Source organism: Pseudomonas sp. NFIX28, from assembly GCF_900107395.1.
GTDB lineage: Bacteria > Pseudomonadota > Gammaproteobacteria > Pseudomonadales > Pseudomonadaceae > Aquipseudomonas.
Genome location: NZ_FNPW01000018.1, coordinates 50937 through 68986, shown reverse-complemented (window position 1 = coordinate 68986; position 18050 = coordinate 50937). Strand labels below are relative to the sequence as shown.

The window sequence follows — 18050 nt, the reverse complement described above, 5'->3', positions numbered from 1 at the left end:
TTAGGTGTGTTCAGGCCGGCATTGCGCTGATGCCGGCCTGTTCGAACGCCATGGCCAGATCGCGGATCTGCCGTTGCTCGGCGTCTTGCATCAATTGCAATTGCTGGGTCAGCGACGGCGCCCCAAACACCCCGCGCCCACCCTGGGAAAGGTCGCCGGCCCTGTCGCCAAGGGAACTGCGCGAACCTTCGTCCTCGGCGGAGTCCTGGCTGAACAGCACCGACAGCGTGCTTTGGCCGAACACCCCGCCGTCGCCGCCACCAAACCCCAGGAAACCATGGCCGTTGCCGTCGCCGCCGGCATCGCTGCTGCCGAATACCTGGGCAATAAAGCTCGGCGCCAGGGCCCCGTTGTTGATGAAAATATCCCCCAGCGGCCGGATCCCGTCGCCCAGCACCCGCTGCTCGAACAGCGGCGCGAAGGTCAGTGGCGAGCCCAGGTTGCCCACCGGCGGAGCGCTGACCGCCGGTTGCAGCGGCACATACGGCGGCAACGGCGGAACCACCGGGTCGCTCGAACGGAACTCCGGATCGCCCACCGGCAACTGCGTGGGGGGGTTGGTCGCCGGCACGCTGTTGATCGCGTAATTGTTGGAATCGGTACTGCCGGTGCCGGTATTGCCGAACGAGTCGCTGACCCCGCCGTTGTTCAGGGTGATGACGTTGCTGGTATCGCTGATGTTGGCGGTGGGCGTCAGGGTCGCGGTCCAGGTCCGGCCGCCGTCGCTGCTGCTCAGGGCGCTCAGGGTGCCGTTGGCCACCGTCAGGTCCGAGTTGGTGAAACCGCTGATCGCCTCGCTGAAGGTGATGGTCACGCTGCTGGTCTGGCCCACGCCGAGGCTGCTGTTGGCGACCACGATGGTCGCGGTCGGCCGCTGGGTGTCGATCAGGTAATTGTTCGAATCCGTGCTGCCCAGCCCGGTATTGCCCGAGGCGTCGCTGACCCCGCTGTTGTTGAGGGTGATCAGGTTGGTGGTATCGCTGAGGTTGCTGCCGGGCGTGAAGGTCGCGGTCCAGGTGACGCCACCGTCGCTGCTGCTCAGCGCGCCCAGGGTGCCGTTGGCCACCGTCAGGTCGCTGTTGTCGAAGCCGCTCACCGCCTCGCTGAAAGTGATGGTCACCAGCGAGGTTTCGCCCACGGCCAGCATCGGGTTGGCCACCACTATGGTCGCGGTGGGCCGGGTGCTGTCGATCACGTAATTGGCCGAATCGGTGGTGCCGCTGCCGGTGTTGCCGAGCGCGTCCATCACCCCGGCATTGTTCAAGGTGATCTGGTTGCTGCTGTCGCTGATGTTGCTGGCCGGGGTGAAGGTGGCGGTCCAGGTGATGCCGCCGTCGCTGCTGCTCAGCGCCCCCAGGGTGCCGTTGGCCACTGTCAGGTCGGCGTTGGTGAGGCCGCTGATCGCCTCGCTGAAGGTGATGGTGACCGTGGTGGTTTCACCCGCCTTCAGGGTGCTGTCGGCGAGCACGATGCTGACGGTCGGGCGCCCGGTGTCGATGATGAAGTTGTTCGAGTCGCTGCTGCCGCTGCCGGCGTTGCCGGCCAGGTCGCTGACCCCGCTGTTGTTCAGCGTGATCAGGTTGCTGGCATCGCTGACGTTGGCGTTCGGGGTGAAGGTCGCGGTCCAGGTGATGCCGCCATCGCTACTGCTCACCGCGCTCAGGGTGCCGTTGGCCACCGTCAGGTCGCTGTTGTCGAAGCCGCTCACCGCCTCGCTGAAAGTGATGGTCACCAGGCTGGTTTCGCCGATCGGCAGCATCGGGTTGGCCACCACGATGGTCGCCGTCGGACGGGCCGTGTCGATGCTGTAGTGGTTGGAGTCGGTGGTGCCGCTGCCGGTATTGCCCGAGACGTTGGTCACGCCACCGTTGTTCAGGGTGATGAGGTTGCTGGCAGCGCTGACGTTGGCGTTCGGGGTGAAAGTCGCGGTCCAGGTGACCCCGCCATCGCTGCTGCTCAGCGCGCTCAAGGTGCCATTGGCCAGCGTCAGGTCGCTGTTGTCGAAACCGCTCACCGCCTCGCTGAAGGTGATGGTCACCAGCGAGGTTTCGCCGGCCTTCAACGCCGTGTCGGCAATCACGATGGTGGCCGTCGGCACCACGGTTTCGATGCTGTAGTTGGCGGAGTTGGTGGTCCCGGTGCCGCTATTGCCGGCCAGGTCGGTGATACCGGTGTTGTTCAGGGTGATGAGGTTGCTCAGGTCGGTGATGCCCGCCGTCGGGGTGAAGGTGGCGGTCCAGGTGATGCCGCCGTCGCTGCTGCTGACCGCGCTCAGGGTGCCGTTGGCGATGCTCAGGTCGCTGTTGTCGAAGCCGCTCACTGCTTCGCTGAAGGTGATGGTCACCAACGTGGTTTCGCCGGCCTTGAGGCCGGTATCGGCGAGGACGACGGTGGCGACCGGCCGCTGGCTATCGACCGCGTAGTTGTTGGAATCGGTGGTGCCGCTGCCGGCATTGCCCGCCCCATCCGTGACACCGGTGTTGTCCAGGGTAATCAGGTTGGAGGTGTCGGTGACAGCGGCAGTCGGCGTGAGGGTCGCGGTGTAGGTGATGTTGTCGCTGGTGCTCAGGCCGCTCAGCGTACCGTTGGCCACGGTCAGGTCGGCCAGCGTAAAGCCGGTCACCGCCTCGCTGAAGGTGATGGTGACCACGGACGTCTGGCCCACCCCCAGGGCACTGTCGGCGACCACGATGGTCGCGGTCGGGCGCGCGGTGTCGATCGCATAGTTATTGGAATCGGTGGTGCCGCTGCCGGCGTTGCCCGAGGCGTTGCTCACGCCGCTGTTGTCCAGGGTGATGACGTTGCTGGTATCGCTGATGCTGGCCGTCGGGGTGAAGGTGGCGGTCCAGGTGATGCCGCCATCGCTGCTGCTCACCGCGCTCAGCGTGCCATTGGCCACGGTCAGGTCGGCATTGCTGAAACCGCTGACCGCTTCGCTGAAGGTAATGGTCACCAGTGAAGTTTCACCGATCTTCAGGTTGTCATCCACCACCACGATGGTCGCGGTCGGCAGGACGGTGTCGATGCTGTAGTTGCCGGAGTTGGTGGTGCCGCTACCGCTGTTGCCCGCGAGGTCGCTGACCCCGGTGTTGTTCAGGGTGATGACGTTGCTGGCATCGGCGATGCCGACCGTCGGGGTAAAGGTGGCGGTCCAGGTGATGCCGCCATCGCTGCTGCTGACCGCGCTCAGGGTGCCGTTGGCAATGCTCAGGTCAGCGTTGCTGAAGCCGCTGACCGCCTCGCTGAAAGTGATGGTCACCAGCGAGGTCTCGCCGGCAGTGAGTGTGCTGTCGGCGACCACAATGGTCGCGGTCGGCCGCAGCGTATCGATCGCATAGTTGTTGGAATCGCTGGTGCCGCTGCCGGTGTTACCGGCCAGGTCGGCAATGCCAGTGTTATCCAGGGTGATGACGTTGCTGGTGTCGTTGATGCTGGCGCTCGGGGTGAAGGTCGCGGTCCAGGTGATGCCGCCATCGCCGCTGCTCACCGCGCTCAGGGTGCCATTGGCGATGCTCAGGTCGGCATTGCTGAAACCGCCCACGGCCTCGCTGAAGGTGATGGTCACCAGCGAGGTCTCGCCGATCCTCAGGGCACTGTCGGCGACCACGATGGTCGCGGTCGGGCGCACCATATCGATCGCGTAATTGTTCGAGTCGGTGGTTCCGCTGCCGGCGTTGCCCGAGGCGTTGCTCACGCCGCTGTTGTCCAGGGTGATGACGTTGCTGGGGTCGCTGATGCTGGCCGTTGGGGTAAAGGTCGCGGTCCAGGTGATGCCGCCATCGCTGCTGCTCACCGCGCTCAACGTACCGTTGGCGATGGTCAGGTCGGCGTTGCTGAAGCCGGTCACCGCCTCGCTGAAAGTGATGGTCACCAGCGAGGTTTCTCCGATCCTCAAGGCGCTGTCGGCGACCACGATGGTCGCGGTCGGCAGGACGGTGTCGATGCTGTAGTTGCCAGAGTTGGTGGTACCGCTACCGCTGTTGCCGGCCAGGTCGGCGATACCGGTGTTGTTCAGGGTGATCAGGTTGCTGGCATCGTTGATACCAACGGTCGGGGTGAAGGTGGCGGTCCAGGTGATGCCGCCATCGCTGCTGCTCACCGCGCTCAACGTACCGTTGGCGATGCTCAGGTCGGCGTTGCTGAAGCCGCTCACCGCTTCGCTGAAGGTGATGGTCACCAGCGAGGTTTCACCGGCGCTGAGGGCGCTGTCGGCGACCACGATGGTCGCGGTCGGGCGCAGCGTATCGATGGCGTAATTATTGGAATCGGTGGTGCCGCTGCCAGCGTTGCCGGCCAGGTCGGCGATGCCGGTATTGTCCAGGGTGATCAGGTTGCTGGTGTCGCTGATGCTGGCGCTCGGGGTGAAGGTCGCGGTCCAGGTGATGCCGCCATCGCTGCTGCTCACCGCGCTCAGGGTGCCATTGGCAATGCTCAGGTCGGCGTTGCTGAAGCCGCTCACCGCTTCGCTGAAAGTGATGGTCACCAGCGAGGTTTCGCCGATCCTCAGTGCGGTATCGGCAACTACGATGGTCGCGGTCGGCCGCACCGTGTCGATGGCGTAGTTGTTGGAGTTGGTGCTGCCCTGGCCCAGGTTGCCCACGCTGTTCTGGACGCCGGTGTTGTCCAGGCTGATCAGGTTGGTGGCATCGGTGATGCTGGTGCTCGGGGTGAAGGTGGCGGTCCAGGTGATGCCGCCATCGCTGCTGCTCACCGCGCTCAACGTACCGTTGGCGACGCTCAGGTCGGCGTTGCTGAAGCCGGTCACCGCCTCGGAGAAGGTGATGGTCACCAGCGAGGTCTCACCGATCCTCAGGGCATTGTCGGCCACCACTATGGTCGCCGTCGGGTGCGCGGTGTTGATCACGTAGTTGCCCGAGTCCGTGGTGCCGCTACCGGTGTTGCCGGCCAGGTCGGCGATGCCGGTGTTGTTCAGGGTAATCAGGTTGCTGGTGTCGCTGATGCCATCGGTCGGGGTAAAGGTGGCGGTCCAGGTAATGCCGCCATCGCTGCTGCTCACCGCGCTCAGCGTGCCGTTGGCGATGCTCAGGTCGGCGTTGGTGAAGCCGCTCACCGCTTCGCTGAAGGTGATGGTCACCAGGGAAGTTTCGCCCGCCGTGAGGGTGCTGTCGGCGACCACAATGGTCGCGGTCGGGCGCACGGTGTCGATCGCATAGTTGTTGGAATCGCTGGTACCGCTGCCGGCGTTGCCGGCCAGGTCGGCGATGCCGGTATTGTCCAGGGTGATCAGGTTGCTGGCATCGGTGATGCTGGCGCTCGGGGTGAAGGTCGCGGTCCAGGTGATGCCGCCATCGCTGCTGCTCACCGCGCTCAGCGTGCCGTTGGCGATGCTCAGGTCGGCGTTGGTGAAACCGCTGACCGCTTCGCTGAAGGTGATGGTCACCAGCGAGGTTTCACCGACCCTCAAGGCGTTGTCCGCGACCACTATGGTCGCGGTCGGCAGTGCGGTATCGATCGCATAGTTGTTGGAGTTGGTGGTGCCGACCCCGGCGGTGCCCAGGCCATTGATGACCCCGGTGTTATCCAGGGTGATGACGTTGCTGGTATCGGTGATGCTGGCCGTTGGGGTGAAGGTGGCGGTCCAGGTAATGCCGCCGTCGCTGCTGCTCACCGCGGTCAGCGTGCCGTTGGCGATGGTCAGGTCGGCGTTGCTGAAGCCGGTCACCGCCTCGCTGAAGGTAATGGTCACCAGCGAGGTCTCGCCGATTTTCAGCGCGGTGTCCGCCACCACTATGGTCGCGGTGGGCGGTGGTGCATAGGCGGTATTGAGGATGCCGCCGTCGTTGTAGATGGTCGCCACCGACGTCGGCGAAGTACCGTTGCTGCCACCGCCCAGCGCTACGCCACCGGCGCCACTGGCCGCCGCGTTGCCGCTCAGGGCGGAGAAGTTGGCAGCGGTGATCAGGAAGGTGCCCTTGTTCCAGACCGCGCCGACGCCGCGGCCGCCAATCCCGCCATTGCTGGCGTTGCTGCCTTGGCCGCCACCCCCGCCACCGCCGCCGCCCGCGCCGATGTTGTTGCTGATGGTCGAGGTGCCGATCACCGTGATGGTGCCGCTGGAGGCGTTGTAGATCCCGCCGGCGGCATTGCCGCCCGCGCCGCCGACCTTGTCCCAACCCGCGCCGCCGCCACCGCCGCCGATGGAAATCGTGCCGTTGGTGGCCGAGGCGCCGTTGCCGCCGTTGCTGTAGTAGGACACGCCCACGCCGCCCGCGCCGCCGGTGCTGCTACCGCCGCGACCGCCCATGTGGATGGCGTCGTAGCCACCGCCATAACCGCCCACGCCACCGCCGCCCGCCTGGCCGCCCAATGTGCCGGTGCCGGGGCCGGCGGAACCGCCGTGGCCGCCACCCTGGCCACCCAGGCCACCGCCGCCACCACCGCCACCGCCGTAGAACGCACCGGTGACACCGCCGCCACCGCCGCCCCCCGAGGCCGCGTTGGAAGTCACGGTGACGTTGTTGAGGGTCAGGTTGCCGGCGTTGAAAATCCCCCCGGCCATGGCGCCGGTCGCGCCATACCCGCCGTTGCCGCCGTTACCGGAGACCAGGCCCCGGGTGATCACCAGGCCATCGAGGGTCACGGTACTGCCCGCGGTCACTTCGATGACGCGGGTGCGGTACTGGCCGTCGAGGATCACGTCCGCCGCACCGTCGTTGTTCAGGTCGCCGTCGATGAGCACGTTCTTGTTGACCAGCAGTTCGGAGGTCAGCTGCACCGTCATGCCGCTGCTGAAGGTGACGATGTCGCCGTTCTGCGCCGACGCCAGTGCCGCCCGCAACGAACCCACGCCGGAGTTGGCGTTGTTGGTGGCGGTCCAGGTCGCCAGCCCCCACTGATAATCCTGCATGGCCTGGGCAGACAGCACGTTGGCGCTTTCGATGGTGCCGGTGGCGATCTCCAGTTCCCAGTCGCCGCCCAGGCCGGTGCGGTCGCTGGAAGCGGCCACATCGCGGCCGGTCAGTTGCGCCAGCGAGTCGATGAAGCCCAGGCCGCGCTCGCCCTCGGCGGTGTAGCAGCCGTAGATCAGGATATCGCCGCCGGCGTTCATGTCCTGGCCGATGTCCGCCAGCACGGTGTCGCGCGTCTGGACGTTGTCCGCCGACAGATAGCTGTTGCCCAGCCACAGGTCGCCGGCATTGCCGTGGGCGATGATCTGCACCGAACTGACGCCCTGATGCTGGTCCAGGTAATCGGCGATCTGTTGCAGGCCATCCTGGTTCGCCCCCAGTTGCACCACCTGGGTGCCGGGGGCCATGCCCTGGAGCAGGCTGTCGGCGTCCTTGACCCGCGAGTCGACGAACACCACCGTCAAACCCGGTATCGCCGGCGGGGTCGCGGCCGCTGGCGCATCGGCCTGGCCATGGGTGTCCTGGCTGACACTCGGCTGATCGGCGGCGGTCGGGGTCTTGGCCACGTCCGTGGCGACCGGGTTGTCCGGCTGGGCGGCATCGGCCACCGTCGCCGCCACCGCGCCGTCGAACAGCATGCGCGGCTCCAGGGGCATGATCATCGGTGAGGCCAGGGCACTCGCCCGCCCGGCGGCCCGTTGACTGACCCGCGACTTGCCTTTGCTCCACCACATGATGCTCACCCGGACTCGAACGTGCTGAAAGGTGCAGGAATGAAAACCGCGATCAATGGATCGCGGCGTCGGATTTCATACGAATGACATTGGCGGCGCTGGCGGCCCCGTCTTTCCAGAAGGACAGCTCCGCATACTTTTCGAACAGGTCCGGCGGCAGGATGGTACGGCGCGACTCAAGCGCCACCCGCGCCTTGACCTTGTGCAGGCCCGAGAGGCCCAGCGCCTGGTCGAACTCGGGCGCGTCGTAGGCCAGGCTGTTGAAATCGTGGTCGAACCAGGGTTCGCCGATAAAGTCGTAGACCAGCCGCATCACCCGCTCCGGCGCCTGGCTCAGCAGGTCGTAGTCGACGATCAGCAGCGAGTCGGCGTTTTCGCCGTAATAGGCTTCTTTCAGGGCGGTCCAGGCATACCCCACCAGCCGGTTGTGCTGGGCCAGGGTTTCGCAGCGGCTGTACACCGAATTGCGCTCGGCCGCATCGCCAAACAGCTTGGTGTTTTCGAAGGGATTGGCCCGGTACAGGCGCTCGAGGCTGTCCATGACCCAGGCCACATTGCGCACGCAAGCGATGGTCCGGGCCTTGGGAAACAGGTCCTTCAAGGCCGGCAGGCGCGCGCACCACTGGCGATTGGTGTCGAAGATGACGGGTTTGTCGGCCTTGTCGGCGTAATAGGAGTCGAACAGCCCGCGCAGCAGGCGCCGGCGCATGTCGATATCGAGTACAGCGCCGTATTCGCTGCCGGCGCTGCATTGTTCGAGGATGCCGCTGAACAGCGCACCCACCGGGCTGGTCATGCCGGCGTGAAACCGCGGGTTTTGCAGCAGAATAGCCGACAGCAGGGTCGACCCTGAGCGCGGTAAACCGGAGACAAAGTGGAACTGCGGCAATCCCTTCACCCTAGCGATAAGTCCATTTGTAGGGCAAAGCGTAGTGCAGGGTCAGAAAACCGACTAGTGGTCTTCTGATATCAATTCGGAGCAAAAACCATAGAGAGTGTGTGCTTTAAAAACACCCGGCGCTCTATTACTGAACGTGTACCGATTAAGCCTGTGAACGACCTGCGACGATTTTTTATTCCCCGCCTTCGACAACTGCCGGCTATCCATGGCCAATGGCACCGCCCGGCCGGGCCCGTGGCGCGCTGCACAACGGCGCGCAGGCCCCGCGCCTCGGCGTTTTTCCTACGCGGCAGCGCTGTTCGTCCGGTCGGGCATCGGGCATTGCGTCATCCCGGGCGACTGGTGCAACAGCGTCTACGCTAACCAGTGCTGTCGACGAGCCAGCCTGAGGCGCGGCCCCGATTGGGCAAGCTATCAGGCCAGACGCCAGGACCGGCTCAGGGAGTACCACTGATTAACCTGAAGGATAAAAAACTATGGAAGTGTTCATGGGCACCATTCAAGCTTTTTCCTTTAACTTCCCCCCCAGCGGCTGGGCCTCCTGTTATGGCCAGACCTTGGGGATTTCGCAGTACCAGGCGCTGTTTTCGCTGCTGGGCACCTATTACGGCGGCAACGGCACCACCAACTTCCAACTGCCGAACCTGCAAGGGCGGCTGCCGATCGGCCAGGGTAACGGGCTGGGCCTGACGCCACGGGTGATCGGCGAAGTTTCCGGTACCGAAAACGTCACCCCGACCCTCAACAACCTGCCGTCCCACACCCACACCCTCGCCAGCGTGAGCGCCGCCACCACGCTGCAATTGGCCAACCCCGCCAGCAGCCCGGTCAGCGCGCCGACGGCCACCAACTCGTTCATCGGCACCTCCGGCGGCGGGCCGGGCACCGCGACCATCTATTCCGACGGGCTGGGTGCCACGCCGGTGCCCCTGCAGGGGGTCAGCACCACGATTTCCGGCACCATCTCGCCCGCCGGCAACGGCCTGCCGCTGGAAGTCATGAACCCGTTCCTGGTGATCAACTTCAGCGTGGCCCTGAACGGCCTGTTCCCGTCGCGCAATTGACGTTCACGCCGGGGGGCCAGCCCCCCGGCCCTTTTTCCGGCCAGGAGTGGCGCCATGCTGCATCTGCTGCAAAGTGAGCATTTCCAGCCCTTGCTGGGGCAAACCTGCAACCTGTTACTACCGGACGGCAGCGTCTTGTCGGTGCATATCGAGTCGATCAAGGACACTCCCCAGGCCCGTATGCCGAACAGCGCGCGCATGCCGTTCTGCGTCGAGCTCAACAGCCTGCAGCCGACGGCGTTCGTCGATGGCTTGTGCGAGCTTGACCTGCCCGGCGTCGGCCAGTTGCAGGACATCTTCGTCTCAAGGGTGCCGGCCCTGGGCCGCGACCCGACGCTGGGTTACTTCTTCATCGCCTTCAACTGAAATACGCGTGCCTGGCGCCACCGCTCCAGGCACTGGCCCAGCCCCGCCGGGCCGCGCGGCTCATGCGCGCGGGCCGGGGTACCACACCAGCCGCTCGGCCGCCGGGTTGGCTTCCTCGACCTGGAACCCCAGCGCCAGGTAATGCCGGCGCGCATGCGGGTTGCTGGCCCAGACCACCGTGGCCACCGGGCAGCGCACCTGCGCGGCGGCCTTCTGCACGCCTTGCAGCACCGTGCGCCCATAGCCGCGCCCGCGGGCGGCGGGAATGAACGCCAGGTACAGCACGCGGATTTCATTGGCGCCGAAATCGGTGGTCAGGGCGCCGATGGCGCTGCCAAGCTTTTCGATCACGTAATGCATGGCGCCGGGGAAGTTCTCCCCCGCCCCCTGCTCCTGCACCTGGAACTGCTGGGCGATTACCTGCTCGATCTGCTCCTGTTCGCCGTCGATCCATTGCAGATCGCTGCGCGCCGAGCGGTACAGGCTTTGCAGAAATGGCCCGTCGGTGGGTCGCGACGGACGGACCACCAGGCCATCGGACATGGCCGAATCCTTTTGCAGCATGTGCGTTCTCCTTGAAAATGCCCTGTCTCAGAACCCGCTTTCCCTCACGCCCAGCGCCGCCAGGCGACGCCAGGCCGTACCGAGCAGCGACTCGCCGCGCCCCTGCAACACCACCACGCCGCGCAGCGGCTGGCTTGGGCTGGCGCCGGCGTCGAGCACCTTGAGCCGCGCGCCGTATTGCGCCTGGACCGGTTCGGCGCGGTGGTTTTCATCGCGGCGCACGGCAATCGGCCCATGGTGATCGGAGGTCAGCGCCTCCTGGTCGATAGCGGCCACGCCGTTGGTATCGACTTCGGTCAATTGCACCTCCAGCGCCGGGTGCATCGGGTCGTCGGCGATAAAACGGCCCGTGGCGCCCGGCGCGACCCGCCACAGGTCGGCCTCGGCGAGGAAGCCGCGCACCCGCGCGCCCGGCTCGACCACCCGCGCCAAAGGGTCCTTGGGCGATACCCAGCGGCCCACTTGCAGCTGCGGCAGCACATCGCGCAGCTGGCCGGTTTCTGGCGCGCGCAGCAGCAGGCGCTCGCGTTGCGCCGACAGGCCGCGATACTCGGCCACCGCCTCGGCCAGTTGTTGCTCGACGATCCCGGCGTCGGCCGCCGTCTCGCTGCGCCCGGCCCGGCGGCGCATCTGCAATTGCTGGATGTCGATTTCACGACGGGCGATGGCCTGGCGCGACGCCAGGTCCGGGGACTCCAGCTCGATCAGCACCTGGCCCTTGCTCACCGCCTGGCCGTCGCTGACATTCACCTGAAGCACCCGCGCCGCCACCGGCGCATGCAAGGCGCTGGCCCGCCCGGCCTCGAGCATCGCCGGCACCTGCACCGAACTGCGCCAGGGCACCGCCACCAACAGCAGCACCGCCACCAGCCCGAGGCTGCTGAGCAACACCCGCGACGCCTGCGCCTGCTCGCGACGCGTCCACCATTCGCGCCATTCCCGCACGATGGGCAGGAAGATGAACCACGCCAGTTCCACCAGCATCAGGAAGATGCCCAGCAGCTTGAAGAACAGGTGATACACCGCCAGCGCGATCCCGAAAAACAGCACCGCGCGCCACAGCCACGAACCGTAGCCCCACCACAGCAGGCGCCGCTGCATGGCCGGCGACCAGGGCTCCGGCGCCGGCTGCCGGTAGCCGAACAGGGCCTCGCGCAGGCGCCAGCGACACAGCGCGAAGGCCCGCCCTTGCAGGTTGTCGACTTCCCAGAAGTCGCTGAGCAAAAAGTAACCGTCGAAGCGCATGAAGGGGTTCAGGTTGATCACCAGCGTGGTGATCCAGGTGGCGCTGGCGAGCATGAAGGCCGCCGTGCGTGCCGGCCCGTCCGGCAGCAGCGACCAGGCCAGCAGGGCGATGCTCGCCAGCAGCAGCTCGGCGAGCACGCCGCCGGCACCGATCAGCAAGCGCGCGCGGCGGTCGTTGATCCGCCAGGCGTCGCTGACGTCGGTGTAGAACATCGGCAACAGCACCATGAACGCCATTCCCATGCTCTGCACCCGGCAACCGGCGCGCTTGGCCATGAACGCGTGGCCGAACTCATGGCACAGCTTGGCGAAGAGCAGCGCCACGGCAAACGCCAGGGCCCCGCCGAGGCTGAACAGATGCGGGAAGGTCGCCAGGAAGCGCTGCCAGTCCCGCGATACCAGGAACACGCCCAGCCCCAGGGTCAGCGGCAAACCGTAGCGCAGCAGCCCCGGCCCGAACCGCGCCAGCCACGGCCAGGCGCGATTGAGAAAGGCGTCCGGGCGCCACAGCGGGATGCGGAAAAACAGGTATTGGTGCAGCAACACCTGCCACAGGCTCTGTTGCTGCGCGGTCGCCTTGAGGTCGTAGCTGGCGCGCTGTTGCGGGTCGAGGGCGCTGATCAGGTCGTGGCTGCGCAAAAAGCCCAGCAGTTCTTCCAGTTCCGCGCCGCCCAGGGGCAACCCCGGCTCGCGGTTGGCGGCGCGCAGCACCTGCGCGGCGTCGCCCAGCGACCAGTGCCTGAGCAAGCGCATCGCCGCCGCGCCCAGCTTGAAATAGCGCCCGCGCACCGGGTCGGCCAGGGTCCAGCGCGGCGAGCCGTCCAGCGCCGGCGCCGCTGGCGACAGCTGCAAGTCCGCGCGCAGCGCCGGCAGGCTCATTACAGGCCCACGCTCTGCCGCAGCCCGGCCAGCGGCCGGCGCAGCAGGTACAGGGCCAGCGGCGCGCGCTCACCGAAGAGCTTGGCCGTGCCGCGCAGGCCGATCCGTGGCGGCGCATCGCGAAAACGCGCATCGAGGCGGTAGGCCAGTTGCCCGCCGGGGGTCGGCTGCGCCTCGTAGGCCGCCCGTTCAAGGCTGGCCAGGTGGCGCTGCAACGGGTCGCTGTCGAGAAACAGCGCCACCTGCGCGCCGGGCTCCAGGGCAATGGCGTCGCCCACCGCCAGCTCGATGCGCAACTCGGCCTGGCCCGGGTCGGCGATTTCCATCAGCCGCTCGCCGGTCTGCACTGGCTTGCCGGTCCAGCGCTCGGCGTCGGCGAACACCGCGATGCCGTCGCGTTCGGCGCGGACCTCGCTGCGCTTGAGCAATTGGCGGGCGTAATCGCGTTCGGCGCGCTTCTGCTCGACCCGCGCCGCCAGCAGGTCGATCTTCGAGCTGGATTCGGCATCGGCAAAGGCCCGCTGGGAATTGGCCTTCAATTCCGCCTCGGCCACGCCCAAGGCGCGGGCGGCGACGTCGGCCTGGGCATTGAGGGTGGTGTTTTCGAATCGCAGCAGCAGGTCGCCGGCCTTCACCGCCTGGTTGGGCTTGACCAGGAATTCGGCGATCACCCCGTCCAGCGGCGCCGCCACCACGCGGCCGCCCAGCGGCACCACTTCGGCCGGCGCCAGCACCGACTGCCGCACCGGAATCAGCAAGCCCAGCAGCACGACCGCCAGCAGCGCCAGGCGGCGCTTGCGCGTCCAGCGCAGGCGCCACGGCTTGCGCGGTTGCAGCGCCAGCCAGGCATGGCTGTAGGTGTCGCCCAGTTGCGCCAGCAATACTTGTTCGGAAGGGTTCCACGGGGTGTCGCGGGCCAGCCACAGGCCGCCGAAGACCGCGCCCTGGCGGTCGATCAGCGGCAGCCAGAACACCTGCGCCGCCGACAGGCTCTGCCAATCGGCCCGCACCGGCGCGCTCAGTTGCTCGGCGGCGATCGCCCGGGGCTGCTGCACCTGTTCGAGCTTGAACAACTGCGCCACCGCCTGCTCGACGAAGGCCACGAATGGCGCATTCGGGTCGAGCGCGCTGACGCCGGTCACCGCGCGGACCTTGCCGGCGATCACCAGGGCCGCGTGGCGAAAACCGAACAGCGCCTGGCTGTCGTTGACCAGGCTGAAGGCCAGTTGCTCGACCGTGCGCGCAGCGCGGGTCTGGCGCTCCAGTTCGAGGAACCGGGCGAAGACTTGCTCGGCGGCACCCGCTGCCGGCGCGTTCATTTAAGCTCCGCGAACCGCGCCGTGCCGCTCATGCCCGCCAACAGGCCCTCGGCATCGGGCAGCGCCGCCACCAGCAGCAGCGTCTGGCTGCCTTCGTCGATGCGCGCGCCAAGGCGCTTGACCGTGGCGGCCAGCGGCTTGCCGGTTTCATCGGGAACGAAACTGAAGGTCTGCCCGGCCTTGAGCTTGCCCATCCAGCTCGACGGCACCAGCAGGTGGATTTCCAGGGAGCGGTTGTCGACGATCTCCAGCAAGGGCGAGCCGGCCGTCACGCTTTCGTAGCGCTGTACCTTGCGTTCCACCACCTGCCCGTCGAACGGCGCGATCACGCTGCAGCGCTTGACCTGCACCTGATAAACCTGGGATTGCGCCTGGGTCTCGGAGACCTTGGCCGCGGCTCGCGCCACTTCGAAACGGCCGACCGAGTTGAGCGAGGCCAGTTGGCGGTTGTGCGCCAGTTCTTCGTTGGCGCCACGGCTGGCGGCCTGCGCGGCGTTGAGCTGGGCCTGGTAGGCCGAGCAGTCGAAGCGGGCCAGCACGTCGCCCTTCTTGAAGGACTCGCCTTCGCTGTAGGGCAGCTCGACGATGCGCCCGGACAATTCGCCGGCCAGTACCGCCTGGTCCCTGGCCCGCAGCACGCCGCGCGCCTCGCTGCCGTTGGCCACGGCGGCGCTGGCGGTGTTGTCATTGAACAGCGGATCGTCTGGTGCAGGTGTTTGCGCCTGGGCCAGGCACGCCAGGCAGGTCAATCCGAATCCCAATCCATGAAAACGCCGCATAGCCGATCTCCCTGACGGATGGGCGGAGTCTAAGACAGCAAGCGCAAGCGTCAAGCAAATGGCCACTATCTTTATCGATCCCGACAACGGCATCGAGCGCCCGCCTGACAGCATAGATGCCTTGTCCGGCGCGGCATGTATCGTGTCGTGTCGTGTGGGTATTTTAGATGCCAGCGAATGCCTTCTGTATGATTTGCACCACACTTGAACCTTCGGCTCCCATCGTTTCGGATTAAGGACAATTCATGCGTATCGGTCTTCTGTCGTCTCTGACACTGGCGCTCGGCGCCCTCCTCTGCAACCAGGCCCAGGCCAGTTCCGACGATTCCTGTTACCCGCACTGGACCCTGCTCAAGAAAAACCTCGACAGCTGCAGCAGCCTGCCCTTCCTCAACCCGGGCAACGACAGCCGGGTGAACCTGCGCCTGCTGCTCGCCGACAGCGGCGCCTTGCCCCTGACGCCGAAAGCGCTGGACGCCGATAACCTGGACGAGGGTTATGGGGCGGTGCCGTTTCCAGTATTTCGCCTGCAACCCGCGTCCGGCCCAGAGGACGCGAGTACCTCGCAAACCCCGCAAGACACTGACCTCAACGGCCGCCTGGAGTCCTTGCAGGTGGTGCGCGAAACCCCGCAAGCAGCCGGCGATGCCTTCCTGTCCGGCGAAGGCAGCCGCTGCCGCAGCAACTCGGATGCCAGCGCCCAGGCCTTCGTCGACCAGCTGATCGCCGCCGACCTGCCGGCCAGCGAGCGCCAGGCGCTGGCGCAGAGCCGGGTCAAGCTGCTCGCCGCCTGCGGCTGGGACAGCGCGCAACTGACCAGCCTCCTGCCAACCGACCTGCAAACCCCGCTGGGCAAGGGTTTCGCCACTTATCTACAGGCCGCCGGTGATTTCTACAGCGGACGCTTCAGCGAGGCCGGCGCGGCTTTTGCCACCCTCAAGGACAGCCCCAATGCCTGGCTGAAAGAAACCGCGCTGTACCTGAACGCCCGCACGCTCCTCAACAGCGCCCAGCAGAACGCCTTCGACGAATACGGCATGCCGGCGCTCGAGCATGTGGATAAGTCGACCTTGCAACAGGCCGAAACCGCCTTCGACGCCTATCTGCAAACTTATCCACAGGGCGCCTACGCCGCGTCGGCCAAGGGCCTGCTGCGCCGGGTGCACTGGCTGGACGGCAACCCCGAAAAACTCGCCGCCGACTACGCCTGGCAAATGACCCAGGCCAAGGAGGGGCAGCGCAACCTGTCGCTGGACGAGCTGGTGGAAGAAGTCGACACCAAGCTGCTGATGGTCAACCGCAGCCCAGTCGGCACGCCGCTGCTGCTGGCGGTCAACGACCTGATGTGGATGCGCGAGCAAGGCGAAGGCCAGCTGACCCGTGACGCCTTGCAGCAACAGAAGGCGGTCTTCGCCGAGCAACCGGCGCTGTACGACTACCTGCAAGCGGCCTTCGCCCTGTATGTCGACCAAGACCCGGACGCCGCGCTGAAACACCTGCCCAGCGAGCTGCCGGGCAATCTCGACTACCTCGCCTTCAGCCAGCAGACCCTGCGCGGCCTGGCCCTGGAGGCGAAGAACGACGCCTCGGGCGCACAGGCGCTGTGGCTGCAACTGCTGCCGCTGGCCAAGCAACCGCTGCAACGCGAACAGCTGGAACTGGCCCTGGCCATGCACTACGAGCGCAACCAGCAGCTGGCCAAGGTGTTCGCCGCCGACTCGCCGATCCAAAGCCCGCAGGTGCGCTTCATCTTGCTGCGCCATGTGGCCGACGCCGAGTTGCTGCGCCAGCAGATCGGCCAGGCCGCCGACCCGGTCGAACGCAATACCGCGCAGTTCGTGCTGCTCTACAAGGACCTGCTGCGCGGCCAGTACGCGGCCTTCGCCAGCGACCTCAAGGCGCTGCCGGCCAATGCCCCTGAAGACAAGCTTGGCTACAGCCTGGGTTACGTCTACAGCAACGGCCAGTCGCTCCAGCTGTTCCAGTGGAACGGTAAAGAGGCCGGGTCCGGCTACGTCTGCCCGAGCATCGCGGAAACCGCGGCGGCATTGGAGAAGGATGGGAAAAGCCCGCAAGGCCTGAACTGCCTCGGTGAGTTCATCCTGCGCAACGGCCTGGACGGCATGCCGCTCGACAGCCAGCCCGACAAGCAGTCCCTGGGCGGCACGCCGTCGGCCTTCAAGGGCGAACCGTTCTCCCGCCTCGAGGGCTACAAACAGGTGATCGGCAACAGCAAGGCGCCACGCGACGACCGCGCCTACGCCCTGTACCGCGCGATCAATTGCTTTGCCTCCTCGGGCAACAACCGCTGTGGCGGCAAAGACGTGGAGCCCGCGGTGCGCAAGGCCTGGTTCCGCCAGCTCAAAGGCACCTTCGCCGACACCCAGTGGGGCAAGTCGCAGCAGTACTACTGGTAAGCATGGGCCGCTTCTGGCGATGCCTGCTGCCGGTCTGGCTGTTGCTGGCCGGCAGTGCCCAGGCGGCGGTCGACGCCCGCGATCACGATGCCTTCTGGCTGTGGAGCGGCGTCGCCCCGCAGCCGGTGCTGAACCAGGCCAAGACCCTGTACATCCTGCAAGGGCAGATCAGCACCTCGCGCCGCGACCGCAGCGGCCAGGTGCATTTCATCGCCCAGGGCATGGCCATCCCGCGGCTGCGCCAGGGCGAGGTCTGGGTGGTCTATCGCGCCCACACCCTGCACTGGCCGGAACCGGTGTACCGCCAACTGCTCGGCCAGGTACAGCGCTGGCAGCAGGCCGGCAATCCGGTGGTCGGCATCCAGATCGATTTCGACGCCCGCACCCGCTACCTCGACGAGTACGCCAGCTTCCTGCGCGACCTGCGCCAGCGCCTGCCCACCCAATACCGCCTGAGCATCACCGGGCTGATGGACTGGAGCAGCAACGCCAACCCCGAGGCCATCGCCGGCCTCAAGGGCGTCGTCGACGAAGTGGTGGTGCAGACCTACCAGGGCCGCCACAGCATCCCCAACTACGCCGCCTACCTGCCCCGCCTCGACCGCATGGGCCTGCCGTTCAAGGTGGGCCTGATCCAGGGCGGCGAATGGCAGGAGCCGGATTATCTGCGAGACAGCCCGTGGTTCAGGGGATATGTGGTGTTCTTGCAGAATCCATTGCAGGACAGCAGCAAGCGCAACACGCCCTAACAGATCCGTACCCGCCGCACCCTTGACGCTCTGGGTCCGCCCAGGCAAAACAGCTGGCACAGGTTCGGAACCTATTGCAGGTCGATACCTTAAGTCGGAGCACGGTTGACGAAGTCGACCACTGGAACTTAGGATCGGCCCCACAACTCAACCCCGTACGCAGC

At 66.4% G+C, this 18050-nt stretch carries 10 protein-coding genes; 4 read left to right on the top strand and 6 right to left on the bottom strand.

Annotated features, from left to right (window positions below; translation table 11 throughout):
- Positions 1-10: 10 nt before the first annotated feature.
- Positions 11-7603 carry an Ig-like domain-containing protein gene (locus tag BLV20_RS26730; RefSeq protein WP_092305474.1) on the bottom strand — a complete coding sequence of 2531 codons (7593 nt, stop codon included), beginning with the start codon at positions 7601-7603 and terminating at the stop codon, positions 11-13.
- Between the two features lie 52 nt (positions 7604-7655).
- The gene (locus BLV20_RS26725) at positions 7656-8501 is read right to left on the bottom strand and encodes a sulfotransferase family protein (RefSeq protein ID WP_092305412.1); all 846 of its coding nucleotides are present in this window, start codon (positions 8499-8501) and stop codon (positions 7656-7658) included.
- Positions 8502-8980: 479 nt separating this feature from the next.
- Here BLV20_RS26725 and BLV20_RS26720 point away from each other — a divergent pair, with 479 nt between their 5' ends.
- Together BLV20_RS26720 and BLV20_RS26715 are read left to right on the top strand one after the other, a co-directional pair.
- Positions 8981-9568 (top strand): phage tail protein, encoded by a 588-nt coding sequence (locus tag BLV20_RS26720; protein WP_092305411.1) that lies wholly within the window; start codon positions 8981-8983, stop codon positions 9566-9568.
- Positions 9569-9622: 54 nt separating this feature from the next.
- Positions 9623-9934, top strand: a complete 312-nt coding sequence (locus tag BLV20_RS26715) for a DUF6916 family protein (RefSeq protein ID WP_092305410.1) — start codon at positions 9623-9625, stop codon at positions 9932-9934.
- 60 nt (positions 9935-9994) lie between these two features.
- Here BLV20_RS26715 and BLV20_RS26710 read toward each other — a convergent pair whose 3' ends face one another.
- The 4 genes from BLV20_RS26710 to BLV20_RS26695 are packed head-to-tail and all read right to left on the bottom strand — an operon-like array spanning position 9995 to position 14720.
- Positions 9995-10498 (bottom strand): GNAT family N-acetyltransferase, encoded by a 504-nt coding sequence (locus tag BLV20_RS26710; RefSeq protein ID WP_092305409.1) that lies wholly within the window; start codon positions 10496-10498, stop codon positions 9995-9997.
- A 27-nt stretch (positions 10499-10525) separates the two neighbouring features.
- Entirely contained in the window at positions 10526-12622 is a 2097-nt protein-coding gene (locus BLV20_RS26705) for a site-2 protease family protein (RefSeq protein ID WP_092305408.1), read from the bottom strand.
- The gene (locus BLV20_RS26700) at positions 12622-13941 is read right to left on the bottom strand and encodes an efflux RND transporter periplasmic adaptor subunit (protein WP_092305407.1); all 1320 of its coding nucleotides are present in this window, start codon (positions 13939-13941) and stop codon (positions 12622-12624) included. Before BLV20_RS26700 ends, BLV20_RS26705 begins: the two co-directional genes overlap by 1 nt.
- Positions 13938-14720: an efflux RND transporter periplasmic adaptor subunit gene (locus BLV20_RS26695; protein ID WP_092305406.1), complete on the bottom strand. Its 783-nt coding sequence runs from the start codon at positions 14718-14720 to the stop codon at positions 13938-13940. Before BLV20_RS26695 ends, BLV20_RS26700 begins: the two co-directional genes overlap by 4 nt.
- Before the next feature lie 245 nt (positions 14721-14965).
- Between BLV20_RS26695 and BLV20_RS26690 the strand changes: the two genes are divergently transcribed.
- Positions 14966-17137 (top strand): PA5441 family protein, encoded by a 2172-nt coding sequence (locus BLV20_RS26690; protein ID WP_092305405.1) that lies wholly within the window; start codon positions 14966-14968, stop codon positions 17135-17137.
- 2 nt (positions 17138-17139) lie between these two features.
- Complete coding sequence (locus tag BLV20_RS26685; RefSeq protein WP_092305404.1) at positions 17140-17886, top strand: DUF3142 domain-containing protein; 747 nt, start codon at positions 17140-17142, stop codon at positions 17884-17886.
- The last annotated feature ends 164 nt before the right edge of the window (positions 17887-18050 follow it).